The sequence below is a fragment of the Streptomyces sp. NPDC045956 genome, assembly GCF_056430705.1.
Window position 1 is genome coordinate 251,300 of the sequence record NZ_JBWKKZ010000006.1, and the last position, 12,962, is coordinate 264,261.

Annotated in this window: 8 protein-coding genes; 3 read left to right on the forward strand and 5 right to left on the reverse strand. The window is 72.8% G+C overall.

What is annotated here, in order from left to right:
- Positions 1-72 precede the first annotated feature (72 nt).
- From AC07FV_RS18155 to AC07FV_RS18165, 3 genes are all read left to right on the forward strand, one after another.
- Positions 73-2,883, forward strand: a complete 2,811-nt coding sequence (locus AC07FV_RS18155) for a lysylphosphatidylglycerol synthase transmembrane domain-containing protein (RefSeq protein WP_479088335.1) — start codon at positions 73-75, stop codon at positions 2,881-2,883.
- Between the two features lie 92 nt (positions 2,884-2,975).
- Positions 2,976-4,535, forward strand: coding sequence for an alpha/beta fold hydrolase (locus tag AC07FV_RS18160; protein ID WP_479088337.1), 1,560 nt, complete (start codon positions 2,976-2,978; stop codon positions 4,533-4,535).
- Positions 4,536-4,676: 141 nt separating this feature from the next.
- Positions 4,677-6,218, forward strand: coding sequence for an alpha/beta hydrolase (locus AC07FV_RS18165; protein WP_479088339.1), 1,542 nt, complete (start codon positions 4,677-4,679; stop codon positions 6,216-6,218).
- Between the two features lie 71 nt (positions 6,219-6,289).
- Here AC07FV_RS18165 and moeZ read toward each other — a convergent pair whose 3' ends face one another.
- The 5 genes from moeZ to AC07FV_RS18190 form a co-directional block, all read right to left on the reverse strand.
- The gene (moeZ, locus tag AC07FV_RS18170; protein WP_453535182.1) at positions 6,290-7,468 is read right to left on the reverse strand and encodes an adenylyltransferase/sulfurtransferase MoeZ; all 1,179 of its coding nucleotides are present in this window, start codon (positions 7,466-7,468) and stop codon (positions 6,290-6,292) included.
- Between the two features lie 63 nt (positions 7,469-7,531).
- Positions 7,532-8,281 (reverse strand): spherulation-specific family 4 protein, encoded by a 750-nt coding sequence (locus AC07FV_RS18175; RefSeq protein ID WP_479088340.1) that lies wholly within the window; start codon positions 8,279-8,281, stop codon positions 7,532-7,534.
- Positions 8,269-9,318, reverse strand: a complete 1,050-nt coding sequence (locus AC07FV_RS18180; protein ID WP_479088342.1) for an NAD-dependent epimerase/dehydratase family protein — start codon at positions 9,316-9,318, stop codon at positions 8,269-8,271. The genes AC07FV_RS18175 and AC07FV_RS18180 overlap by 13 nt, the downstream gene beginning before the upstream one ends.
- 103 nt (positions 9,319-9,421) lie before the next feature.
- On the reverse strand, positions 9,422-10,720 hold the full coding sequence (locus AC07FV_RS18185) for a hypothetical protein (RefSeq protein ID WP_479088608.1): 1,299 nt from the start codon (positions 10,718-10,720) through the stop codon (positions 9,422-9,424).
- 326 nt (positions 10,721-11,046) lie between these two features.
- Complete coding sequence (locus AC07FV_RS18190; RefSeq protein WP_479088344.1) at positions 11,047-12,759, reverse strand: DUF3492 domain-containing protein; 1,713 nt, start codon at positions 12,757-12,759, stop codon at positions 11,047-11,049.
- Positions 12,760-12,962: the final 203 nt, after the last annotated feature.

The following is a 12,962-nucleotide window of genomic DNA, read 5'->3' on the forward strand; positions in this document are numbered from 1 at the left end:
GCCTGCCGAGACCGACGCGACATGCCACCATCGTGCGGGCGGTGACCAGTGATACGGGAGCATGAAGAGGCGATGAAGCAGCAGGGTGTGCACCCCGAGGACGCCGAGGGCACCTCTGACTCTTCGTCGCGCCCGGACACCGGGGACCGAAGCGACGAGAAGTCGGGCCGCGGAGCGGCCGCGGGCGGCGCGGTGACGGCCGATCCCGACGACGTGGCGCACATCGACGAGGTGGAGGGCGACGAACCGCTGCTCCCCGCGCGCGTGCACCGCCCGTCCGACCTGATGCGGCTCCTGGTGGGCGTGCTCGCCGTCGCCGTACTGCTGGCCGTCGCCGCCTTCGCGCACGGCACCACCTCGGGCCTCGAACAGGACATCAACAAGGGCACCGGGCAGGCACCCGATCTGCTGATCAAGATCGCCGGACTCGCCTCCAGCATCGCGATCCTCCTGGTGCCGGTCGCCTTCGCGATCGAGCGGCTCATCAAACGGGACGGGCTGCGGATCGCCGACGGCGTCCTCGCGGCGGTCCTCGCGCACGGCGTGACGCTCGCCACCGACCTCTGGGTCGCCAAGGCCGCCCCGGGCTCCATCCAGGAGGCGCTCACCCAGCCGTCGCCCGGCGACATCCACGCGCTGACGGACCCGGTGCACGGCTATCTGGCTCCGGTCATCGCGTACATGACGGCCGTCGGGATGTCCCGCAGACCCCGCTGGCGCGCGGTGCTGTGGATCGTGCTGCTCCTCGACGCGTTCTCCATGCTCGTCACCGGCTACACCACTCCGTTCTCGATCATCCTGACGGTCCTCATCGGCTGGACCGTGGCCTACGGCACGCTGTACGCCGTCGGCTCCCCCAACGTCCGCCCCACCGGGCGCACGCTGATGGCGGGCCTGCGGCACGTCGGCTTCCGCCCGGTGACCGCCGCGCGCGAGGAGGCGCCGTCGGACACCGCGGAGACCGGGGACCGCGGCCGCCGCTACTTCGTCACCCTGGAGGACGGCCGGCCGCTGGACGTCACGGTGGTCGACCGGGAGCAGCAGGCGCAGGGCTTCTTCTACCGCGCATGGCGGAACCTCACGCTCCGCGGCTTCGCGACCCGCAGCAGCCTGCCGTCGCTGCGCCAGGCCCTGGAGCAGGAGGCGCTGCTCGCCTACGCGGCCATCGCGGCCGGCGCCCACGCACCCAAGCTGATCGCGACCTCCGAGCTGGGACCCGACGCCGTGATGCTCGTGTACGAGCACACCGGGGGGCGCAGCCTCGACTCCCTGGCGGACGAGGAGATCACCGACGACCTGCTGCGCGGCACCTGGGAGCAGGTGCGGGCCCTTCAGTCCCGGCGCATCGCGCACCGCAGGCTGGTGGGTGATGCCATCCTGGTGGATCGTTCCGGCACGGTGATCCTCACCGACCTGCGCATCGGCGAGATCGCCGCCGGGGACCTGCTGCTGCGCATGGACGTCTCCCAGCTCCTCGTCACGCTCGGTCTGCGGGTGGGCGCCGAACGCGCGGTCGCCTCCGCGGTGGCGGTGCTCGGTCCCGACGCCGTGGCCGACTGCCTGCCGATGCTCCAGCCCATCGCCCTCAGCCGCTCCACGCGCGCGACCCTGCGCCGACTGGCCCGGGAGCGGGCCCAGCGCGAGCGGGAGGCGGTCCTGGAATCGTCCCGGCAGGCCAAGCTGGCCCGTGCGGAGGCCGCCGCAGGCGACGACACGGCGCCCGCGCCGGTCCGGCTCGACAAGGCCGGGGCGACGAGCTGGGCCGGGAGGACGGACAAGCCGGAGAAGGCGGAGAAGAGCGAGAAGAAGGCCGCTCGCGCCGAGCAGCGTGCGGAGAAGCGGGCCGTGGACGAGGCGCTGGAGGAGGCGCGCGAGGAGGACCTGCTCACCCTGATCCGGCACGCGGTGCTGCGGATCAGGCCGCAGGCCCCCGTCGAGCCGGCCCGTCTGGAACGGGTGCGTCCGCGCACCCTGATCAGCTTCATCGCCGGGGCCATCGGCGCCTACTTCCTGCTGACGCAGCTCACCCACATCGAGTTCGGTCCGCTGATCTCGAACGCCGAGTGGGGGTGGGTGGCCGCGGCCGTGCTGTTCTCGGCGGCGAGCTACGTGGCGGCGGCCATGGCGCTGCTGGGCTTCGTGCCGGAGCGGGTGCCGTTCATGCGGACGGTCGCCGCGCAGGTCGCCGGGTCGTTCGTGAAGATCGTCGCCCCGGCCGCGGTCGGCGGCGTCGCCCTGAACACCCGTTTCCTCCAGCGCGCCGGTGTCCGGCCGGGGCTCGCGGTGGCGAGTGTCGGCGCGTCGCAGCTGTTCGGGCTCGGCTGTCACATCCTGATGCTGCTGGCCTTCGGCTATCTGACCGGCACCGAGAAGACGCCCTCGCTGTCGCCGTCCCGGACGGTGATCGCGGGTCTGCTGACCGTCGCGGTGCTCGTGCTCGTGGTGACCTCGGTGCCGTTCCTGCGGAAATTCGTCGTCACGCGCGTACGGTCGCTCTTCGCCGGAGTCGTGCCGCGCATGCTGGACGTGTTGCAGCGCCCGCAGAAGCTGATCACCGGCATCGGCGGCATGCTGCTGCTCACCGCCTGCTTCGTGATGTGCCTGGACGCATCGATCCGGGCCTTCGGGGACGAGTCGACGTCGATCAGCCTGGCGAGCGTCGCGGTCGTCTTCCTCGCCGGCAACGCGCTGGGGTCGGCGGCGCCGACGCCCGGCGGTGTGGGGGCGGTGGAGGCGACCCTGACGGTCGGTCTGATCGCCGTCGGTCTGCCCAAGGAGGTCGCCGCGCCCGCGGTGCTCCTCTACCGGCTGCTCACACTGTGGCTGCCGGTCCTGCCCGGCTGGCTGGTCTTCAACCACCTGACGCGGAAAGAGGCGCTGTAAGGCCCGCCGGGCGGACGCCGTCCGAGCGGCCCGGGTACCTCGTACGGCTCCTGCCCCGAGCACGCGGGGGCGCCCGACCGCACGATGGAGGCATGCCGAACGCCTCCCGGTCGCGCGCCGCCGGCCTGACCGCCACCGCCGTAGTGCTCTCCGCCCTGCTGACGGGTTGCAGCGACGCCTCCGGGGGCGATGCGAGCGGCGACGAGGACCTGACCGCGCAGAAGCTCGACTGGAAGGACTGCCCGGCGCCGTCCGAGGCCGAGGGCGGCGGCGCCGCCCCTTCCCCGCTGCCGGACGGCGACGCATGGCAGTGCGCCACCATGAAGGCGCCGCTCGACTGGGACGACCCCGAGGGGGACACCATCGGCCTGGCGCTGATCCGCGCCGGGACCAGCGGTGCGGCGGACCGGCGGATCGGCTCGCTCGTCTTCAACTTCGGCGGCCCGGGCGGATCGGGTGTCACCACGCTGCCCGCCTTCGGCCAGGACTACGCGAAGCTGCGCACCCGGTACGACCTGGTCAGCTTCGACCCCCGCGGGGTCGGACGCAGCGACCCCGTGGAGTGCCTGGACGACAAGCAGCTCGACGCGTACTTCCAGCAGGACGCGACACCGGACGACGCGGCCGAGCGCACCGCGCTGCTGGACAACACGGAGATGTTCAACGCGGCCTGCGAGAAGCACTCCAAGAGCATCCTTCCGCACGTGGCCACCACCGACGCCGCCCGCGACATGGACCTGATGCGCCAGGTCCTCGGCGACGACGAGCTGTACTACTTCGGCATCTCCTACGGCACCGAACTCGGCGGCGTCTACGCCCACCTGTTCCCCGAGAAGGTGGGGCGTGCCGTCTTCGACGCGGTCGTCGACCCGACGCAGTCCCCGGAACAGGGCTCGCTGGCACAGGCCGAGGGCTTCCAGCTCGCGCTGGAGAACTTCGCCGAGGACTGCACGTCGCAGGTCGAGGAATGCCCCGTCGGGTCCGACGCCCAGGACGTCGAGAACCGCATCGCCCGGCTGCTGAGGGACCTCGACCGGAAGCCGATCCCGGGCATCTTCCCCCGCGAACTCACGCAGACCGCCGCCACCAGCGGCATCGCACAGGCGCTGTACTCCAAGGACTTCTGGGAGTACCTCACGGACGGCCTGCAACAGGCCTACGACGGTGACGGCCGGGTCCTCATGGTGCTGTCGGACGCCTTGAACGGACGCAACGAGAACGGTCGGTACAGCAACATCACCGCGGCCAACGTCGCCATCAACTGCGCCGACGACAAGCCCCGGTACGACCCGGCGTACGTGGAGCGCAAGCTGCCCGAGTTCCGCAGGGCCTCCCCGCTGTTCGGCGACTACCTAGCCTGGTCCATGCTCAGCTGCACCGACTGGGCGGTGGCCGGCGCCGCCGAGCACCCGGACGTCAGCGCTCCCGGAGCCGCACCGATCCTGGTGATCGGGAACACCGGCGACCCGGCCACGCCCTACGAGGGAGCGGGGAAGATGGTGGACGCGCTGGGGAAGGGCGTGGGCGTGAAGCTGACCTACAAGGGCCAGGGCCACGGGGCCTACGACAGCAAGGACGACTGCGTGCAGAATGCCGTGCACGGCTATCTGCTGGACGGCAGGGCACCGGCGGCCGACACCGTCTGCCCCTGACCCCACACCCCACCCACACCCTCACGAATGCGCAGGTCAGAGCGTTATCCACAGGCTCCGACAGGTGCGGCGCGGTCCGCCTACCATGGCATGACAGCCATCCGCCGCACGGCGCGGACGGCCTGCGAGGGGGGAGAGCACATGGCGCGTCTCGTTCGGTGGACGGCCGCGGCGGCCGCCGCCGCACTGCTGACGGCCGGCTGCGGCAGCGGCTCGTCCGACAAGGACAAGGACGAGGAGAGCACGAGCGGCGGACGGCGCTCGGCCGCGGCTCCGTCCGGCGTGCCCGACGCGCTGGCCTCCCAGACCCTCGGCTGGGGCCGCTGCAAGGACACCGCGGATGCACCGGCGCCCGAGGGCGACTGGCAGTGCGCCACGCTCAAGGCGCCGCTGGACTGGGCCGATCCGGACGGTGACACGATCGACCTCGCGCTGATCCGTGCCGAGGCAACCGGCGACGAGCGCATCGGCTCGCTGCTCTTCAACTTCGGCGGCCCCGGCGCCTCGGGTGTCTCCACCATGCCGTCCTACGGGGACACCGTCTCCTCCCTGCACGAGCGCTACGACCTGGTGAGCTGGGATCCACGCGGGGTGGCCGCCAGTGAGGGCATCCGCTGCCGCTCCGACGACGCCATCGAGGACGCCGAGTCGGTCGACTCCACGCCGGACACCGCCGCCGAGGAACAGGCGTACCTGAAGGACGCCGCCGACTTCGGCAAGGGCTGCGAGAAGGCCGCCGGCAAGCTGATGACCCACGTCTCGACCACCGACACCGCTCGCGACATGGACCTGATGCGGCACGTACTGGGCGACGAGAAGATGCACTACTTCGGCATCTCCTACGGCACCGAGCTGGGCGGTGTCTACGCCCACCTGTTCCCGAAGAACGTGGGACGCGTGATACTCGACGCGGTCGTGGACCCGGGCGCCGACACGATGGGGCACGCGGAGAACCAGGCCAGGGGCTTCCAGCGGGCACTCGAGGACTACCTGAAGTCCACCGGACAGGACCCGGAGCAGGGCTCGCGGAAGATCGTCGGCCTGCTGGACCGGCTCGACGCCGAGCCACTGCCCACGTCGTCGGCGGGGCGGGAACTGACGCAGACGCTGGCCCTCACCGGCATCGTGCTGCCGCTGTACAGCAAGGACGGCTGGCCGACCCTGACCAGCGCACTGGCGGCTGCCGAGGAGGGTGACGGGTCGGAGCTGCTGGCCCTAGCCGACGGGTACAACGAGCGCGACCCCTCGGGCCGCTACGGCACGACGACCCACTCGCAACGGGTCATATCGTGTCTGGACGACAGGCAGCGGCCGACCTCGGCTCAGACGAAGCAGCGGCTGCCGGCGTTCGAGCAGGTCTCGCCGGTGTTCGGAGCCTTCCTCGGCTGGGACACGGCCGGCTGGTGCCACGACTGGCCGGTGGCCGGGCAGCACGAGACGCCGGAGGTGAGCGCGTCCGGTGCGGCTCCGGTCCTGGTGGTCGGCAACACGGGCGACCCGGCCACGCCCTACGAGGGGGCCCGCAGGATGGCGGACGAGCTGGGCGAGGACGTCGGTGTGCTGCTCACCTGGAAGGGCGAGGGACACGGTGCGTACGGAAGCGGGAGCGACTGCGTCGACTCCACGGTGGACGCCTATCTGCTGAAGGGCACGGTGCCGGAGGACGGCAAGGTCTGCTCATGACGGTGGCGGGGGCTTCGGGCACCCGAAGTGCGCGAAACCCCCGCCGTTCCGAGAGCGGGACCGGGGTCCGGTCAGTAGACGGGCTTCGCCGGCTCGATCTGGTTGACCCAGCCGATCACGCCGCCGCCGACGTGGACGGCGTCGGAGAAGCCCGCGGACTTGAGGACCGCCAGGACTTCCGCACTGCGGACGCCCGTCTTGCAGTTCAAGACGATCTTCTTGTCCTGCGGGAGGCTCTCCAGGGCCGAGCCCATCAAGAACTCGTTCTTCGGGATCAGCCGGGCGCCGGGGATGGAGACGATCTCGAACTCGTTCGGCTCGCGGACGTCGATGAGCTCGATGTTCTCACCGTCGTCGATCCACTCCTTGAGCTGCTTGGGAGTGATCGTGGAGTCGGCGGCCGCCGCCTGTGCCTCTTCGGACACGACGCCGCAGAAGGCCTCGTAGTCGATGAGCTCGGTGACGGTCGGGTTCTCGCCGCAGACCGCGCAGTCGGGGTCCTTGCGGACCTTGACCTGGCGGTACTGCATCTCCAGGGCGTCGTAGATCATGAGGCGGCCGACCAGCGGCTCGCCGATGCCGGCGAGGAGCTTGATGGCCTCGTTGGTCTGGATGGAGCCGATCGACGCGCACAGCACGCCCAGGACGCCGCCCTCGGCGCAGGAGGGGACCATGCCGGGGGGCGGCGGCTCCGGGTAGAGGCACCGGTAGCAGGGGCCGTGCTCGGACCAGAAGACGGAGGCCTGGCCGTCGAAGCGGTAGATCGAGCCCCAGACGTAGGGCTTGTTCAGCAGCACGCAGGCGTCGTTGACCAGGTAGCGGGTCGCGAAGTTGTCCGTGCCGTCGACGATCAGGTCGTACTGGCTGAAGATGTCCATCACGTTGTCGGCTTCGAGCCGCTCCTGGTGAAGGATCACGTCCACGTACGGGTTGATGCCCTTGATGGTGTCGCGGGCGGACTCGGCCTTGGACCGGCCGATGTCGGCCTGGCTGTGGATGACCTGCCGCTGCAGGTTCGACTCGTCGACCTCGTCGAACTCCACGATGCCCAGCGTGCCGACACCGGCCGCCGCCAGGTACATCAGGGTCGGCGAGCCGAGGCCGCCCGCGCCCACGGCGAGCACCTTGGCGTTCTTCAGCCGCTTCTGCCCGTCCATCCCCACGTCGGGGATGATCAGGTGGCGGGAGTACCTGCGGACCTCGTCTACGGTGAGCTCGGGGGCCGGCTCGACCAGGGGTGGCAGCGACACGGGGACTCCGTTGGTCGGTCAGTGATTACGGTTGTTCTCTTCGCAACACTGCCACGGCCTTTTTCATTCCGAGACACCTGTCCCGATCCGCGAGACGATTTCGTCCCAGTAACCGGGCATGGTCTCCCAGGGGTCGGCTTGTCCGCCCCGGTCCGTGCGGTCGGTGAAGTAGACCGTCGCCGCACCCTGCCAGCGGGCGATGCGCAGAGCCTCCTCCAGGTGCCCGCGCGGGACGCCGTGGACGAAGTGGACGAAGCGCTCGGGCGGGTGGTCGGCGCTCCATTCGGCCGCCTGGGACCAGCGGTAGTCGCTCCAGGCGCCGGAGAAGGTGACGAGTTGGTCGGCGCTGTCGGCGTAGCCGGGACAGGGGTGGGTTCCGTGGCCGAGGACGATGTGTGCGTCGTCACGGATCACCCGCAGGGTGTCGACGGTGCGGCGGACCTCGGGGAGGGCGGCGCGGTCGGACGGGCAGCGGTCGAGGAGGAAGCCGTCGACCCGGTACCAGTCGAGGTACCGGTGCGCGTCGGAGATCAGCTCGCCGAAGCTTCGGGTGCCGTGGGCGGCGTCGAGGTGCCCCAGGACGCGGATGCCGGTGTTGCGCAGACGGCCGGCCGCCGCCAGGCAGTGCGGGTCGGGATGGGCGCCGGGTCCGTCGGCGACGTCGAGGACGACCCAGTGCAGGGGCGTCCCCGGGCAGGTGAGGTCGGCCCACTCGCCGACGGCGAGCAGGGGGTGGGCGAGGCCCGGGATTCCGAGGCCGGTGGTGAGTCCGGTGCTCGCGGCGCCCGCCGGGGTTCTGGTCAGATACGACATGCCGCCTCCATCCAGATGTCGGCGAGGGACTCCTCGAGGGCGATCCGCGGTCGCCAGCCGAGCCGGTCGCGGGCGGTGCGCACGTCGGCCTGCTGCCAGCTGCCGCAGCCGTCCGGGTAGGGGTAGGTGACGGGCGCGGCGTGCTCGGCCTCGGCGCGGTGTCCCAGGGTTTCCGAGCGGTGGTGGCCGAGGCTGTCGGCGCGGTGGTGGCCGAGGGCGTCGACGCGGTGGCCGACCGATTCGGTGCGGGGGTGCCCTATGGTCGGGCGGAGTGCTCCGGGCGGTCCGTCGAGTTCGTGCAGGGTGCCGCCGTAGCCGGCCACGCGGGCGAGGGTGGCGGCGGCGTCGCGCAGGCGCACCGCACGGCCCGACCCGATGTTGATCACGCCCTGCGCCGCGGAGAGCGAGGCGGCGTGGACGGCGCGGGCGACGTCGCGGACGTCGATGAAGTCGCGTTGGGCGCCCAGGCCGCCGAGGCGGAGTTCGCCGTCGCCGGACTGCATCGCGCGGCGCATGGCCTCGGCGAGCCGGCCCAGCGGGGAGCCCGCGGGGGTGCCGGGGCCCGCGGGTGAGAAGACGCGGAGCACGACGGCGTCGAGGCCGGAGCCTAGGACCAGTTCGGTCGCGGCGAGTTTGCTGACGCCGTAGGGGCCGCCGGGGCGTGGCACGGCGTCCTCGGCGGTGGAGGAGCCGGGCTGGCTGGGACCGTACTCCGCGCTGCAGCCCACCTGCACGAGGCGGGCGCCGCAGCCGCTGCGGCGCAGTGCCTCGCAGACGGTGGCGACGGCGACGGTGTTGTGCCGGGTGAGTTCCCGGGCGCCGCCCCGGGTGGCTCCGGCGCAGTTGACGACGACGCCGGGGTGGACCGCGTCGAGGAAGCGGGTGAGGGCGCCGGGGCTGCCGGTGGCGAGGTCGAAACGGACGTCGGCGTCGTCGCCGCGGCCGAGAGCGGTGAGCTGGACGGCCGGGTCGGCGAGCAGACGGTCGGCGACGAAGCGGCCGATGTAGCCGTTGGCTCCGATCAGCAGGACTCTCATCGGGCGGCTCCCGGTGCCGAGGCGTCGGGTCGGGAGGTGGTCATCTGGGGGCTCCTTCTGAGGGTTGGTTGCGGACGAGTGGGGGCTGTCCGGCCGGGTTCGCTCACCGTGGCGGTTCCGTCGACGCGTGCGCCGAGGCTCTGGTCAGACGACGGGTCGCGTGGACCAGGAGGACCAGGGCGCCCGCGCCGCAGGCGATCGTCGGTACACCGGCCGGACCCCAGTGGTCGACCAGGGCCTCCACGGGGGCGGCCAGGAAGCCGCAGCCGGGGAGGCGGCCGGCGAAGAGCGTGGCCAGGGCGGTCGCCTCGGCGGTGGCCGCGGCGGTGAGGACGAGCGAGGGGGCGTAGGCGTGACCGTGCACGATCAGCAGGCGGGCCGACAGGAGCAAGGCGCCCAGGGTGAGGACCTGGGGGTAGGCGGCGGGCTCGCCCAGGACCGCGCCGGTCAGCGCGGCGAGGGCGGTCAGGGCGGCCATGAACAGGGCGACCGTGCCGAGCAACAGGGGGCGCACGGAGGCCGAGAAGTCGGCGAGGCCGCGGCTGGCCGTGAGTCTGCGGCGGGCTCGCACGGCGAGGAGACGGGCGCTCGCGGCGGCGGGCGCGCAGGCCAGGGTCAGAGCGAGGACGGGGGCAACGGTGACGGGCCAGGGGCCGCCGGCGGTGCCGTCGGGGAGTCCGTCCGGGCCGCCGGCGAGAGCGGCCTGGAGCAGTCCGTCGCCGAGGAGGGCGTAGCCGACGAGCCAGCAGGTCCAGGTGCCACCGGTGCGCGCGGTGGCAGCCAGCGGGCCTCGGCGCAGTGCCGCGCGCAGGGCCAGGGCGACCGCGAGCACGCCCAGGGCGGCCACGGCCAGGCGCGTGCGCCCGTCCGTGAGGCGCAGCCCGGTCACCGCGGCGGCGCACAGCGCGCCGGGCAGCAGGGCGAGGACGATCGAGGCGGCACGCGCCCGTGGGGTGGGCGGGTCGGTGGGATGCGGGGCCGGGTCGGTGTCGCGGGGGACGCGTGCGTACATCTCCTCCGCCAGGGAGAAGACGTCCCGGTGGCGGAAGCGGGCGGCGGTCCGGTCGGTGAGACCGTGCGCCTCCAGGCCGGCCGCGATCTCCAACGGGTCCACGGCGCGTTCGCACAGGTCGCGGTGCCGGTGCATCAGCGCCTTCACGGGGTCCGCGGCGGCGCGGCGGGCAGCGGACACGGGGGCCGGAGCGGAACCGCGAGCTGCGGACACCGGGCCCGCAGCGGCACCGCCGGCAGCGGAGACGGGGGCCGGGGCGCCACGGCGGGCAGCGGACGGCGCCTGCGTGTCACCGGCCGCCGCTCCGCCACGGGCGGCCACCGCGCCCTCGGCGACCGTCTCACCGGCGGCCACCGCGCCGGCCCCGACCGCCCCTCCTGCACCGATGATCGCCTCTCCTCCGGCGAGCGCTTCACCGGCGACAAGCCCTTCACTCCGGACGAGTCCTCCATCCCCGATGAGCCCTGCACTCCGGACGAGCCCGTCACTGCCCCCCTCACTGCCCACAAGCCCTTCGCCGGCGACGGGCGCCCCGCTGCCGGCCGTCACCACGCCGCCGCCGGCCTTCGTGGCGGCCCCCGGCCCCTCACCCTCGCTCCCGCCCGAGGGAACGCCGCCCGGGTGCGGCGTCACGTCGGTGAGGGAGTCCCGTGAGCGTGCGTCCCAGGCACCCGGGCTGCCCGGGGTCTCGGGGCGGTCCAGTTCGCCGAGGCCGCTCATCGCGCCCCCTCCGTCGCGGTGGCCGGGGCCGTGGCCCGCACGGGTGCGTCCGTCGCCCAGCCGGGCCCGCCCCGGGCGACGACCCGGGACGTGGGGTCGCTCCAACGACCGGGGACGTGGGCTTCGGCGGGGGCGGCGAACGGCAGGGGTTCGCCTGTGTGGTCGAGGACGACGCGGCGTACCGGGGTGCGCGAGAGGATCTCGAGGTAAATGCCGTGAAATGCCGCGATGTTCTGCTCGACGGTGAAGAGTTCCAGTGCGCGGGCGCGCGCCGCGGCGCCCAGACGTGCCCGGCGCTCCGGGTCGCGCAACAGGGCCACGCACGCCTCGGCGAGCGCGCGCGGATTGCGCGGGGGCACGACGAGCCCGGTGCCGCCGATGGCCTCGACCACCGCACCGGCGTCCGTGGAGACCGTCGCACGACCGCAGAACATGGCTTCGACCAGTCCGGCCGGGAACCCTTCGACGACGCTGGAGAGCACGACCAGCGCGCCGGAGGCGTACGCCTCGGCGCGGGACGGCAGTTCGGGCCCGCCGGTCTCCTCGAAGGTCACCGGGTTGCGGCCGACGGCGTGCGGGCCGTCCGCCTCGTCGGGGAAGAGCTGCGCGGCCAGCCCCTTGCAGTGGGCGAGGTAGGCCTGGCCCTCGGGTCCGGCAGGGGCGCCGACGATCCTGAGGCGGGCCGCGGGTTCGGCTCTGCGGACCTCCGCGAAGGCGTGCAGCAGTGAGACCAGGTCCTTGGCGGGCTCGACGCGACCGACCCAGACCAGGGTGTGCGGGTCGGCGCACTCCGGCGACCGGGCCACCTCGGAGAAGGGGGCCGCGTCCATGCCCGGATGGACCGTGCGGAGCTTGGCGCGGTCGGCTCCGCAGCGCTCCTGCCAGCGGCGGGCGTGTGTGTTGCCGGGCGTGATCACGGCCGCCCGCCGGTACGTCTCGGCGGCCAGCCGTCCGTGGAAGGCGGCCAGGAGGGACCGTATCGCGGGCGGGGAGTCCGGTTCCGTGAGGTAGTGCGTCCGCAGTCGTACACCGTACTCGGTCACCAGCAGGGGCACGTCGGCGAAGTGCCGGGCGAGCAGACCCGGCAGGGCCGCTGTGCCGCCGGCGGCCGCGTGACACAGGTCGACCGCGCCGAGGCCGTCGTCCGCGTACCAGTCGAGCGACAGGGGGCGCAGTGCGCGTTCGAGGCGCGCGGCGACGGCGAGCAGATCGGGTACGCGCGCCTGGCGTGCGGAAGGGTGGACGCCCGGCGCACGACAGGCTCGTTCCAGGGCGCGCACGGCGGTGTCCGAACGCAGTGCGCCGGGCAGCCCGCCCTCGTCGCGGGCCAGTTCGGCCAGTCCGTACAGCGCGTTGGCGAAACGGTCCGCCTCAAGGGCGGACGCCTCTTCGGGGGCCCCGGACGGCCCTCCGGGGGCGGTCGTGCAGAGCGTCGCGGCCAGTTCGCCGTAGCACTCGGCGAAGCGCCGGCGCGCGCGCCGTCCGTACCCGGGTCCGTCGTCCTCGACCTCCCACAACGACGCGGTGCGTACGCGGCTGACGTGCGGCGGCAGCGGCACCCAGCCACCGTCCTCCTGCCGCTCACTGCGACTGAGCGCGTAGACGTCGAACTCGTGCTGCTCGAGCCCGCGCACGAGCCGGTCGCACCAGAGTCCGGCCTCACCGCTCACAAACGGATAGCCGCCCTCCGTCAGCAGTCCGATGCGCACGCGCGCACCCCCGATCTCCCGTCTGGGGAGCCGCCGTTGGCCCGGCGGCTCGCAGCGGGACGAACGTATGCGGACAAGGCGGTGGGGGGGGGGGGGGGGGGGGGGGGGGGGGACCAACACAAAGGGAAAGGGCGGCCGTTTCCCCCCAAACGACACCCCCCATACTACGAACCACCGAAAAAAAAAAACAATCCACGCCCCCC

Bases quoted from the DNA above. Each gene is read 5' to 3' on its own strand.
- AC07FV_RS18155 (WP_479088335.1), top strand. From the start codon at position 73: ATGAAGCAGCAGGGTGTGCACCCCGAGGACGCCGAGGGCACCTCTGAC.
- AC07FV_RS18160 (WP_479088337.1), top strand. From the start codon at position 2,976: ATGCCGAACGCCTCCCGGTCGCGCGCCGCCGGCCTGACCGCCACCGCC.
- AC07FV_RS18165 (WP_479088339.1), top strand. From the start codon at position 4,677: ATGGCGCGTCTCGTTCGGTGGACGGCCGCGGCGGCCGCCGCCGCACTG.
- AC07FV_RS18175 (WP_479088340.1), bottom strand. From the start codon at position 8,281: ATGTCGTATCTGACCAGAACCCCGGCGGGCGCCGCGAGCACCGGACTC.
- AC07FV_RS18180 (WP_479088342.1), bottom strand. From the start codon at position 9,318: ATGAGAGTCCTGCTGATCGGAGCCAACGGCTACATCGGCCGCTTCGTC.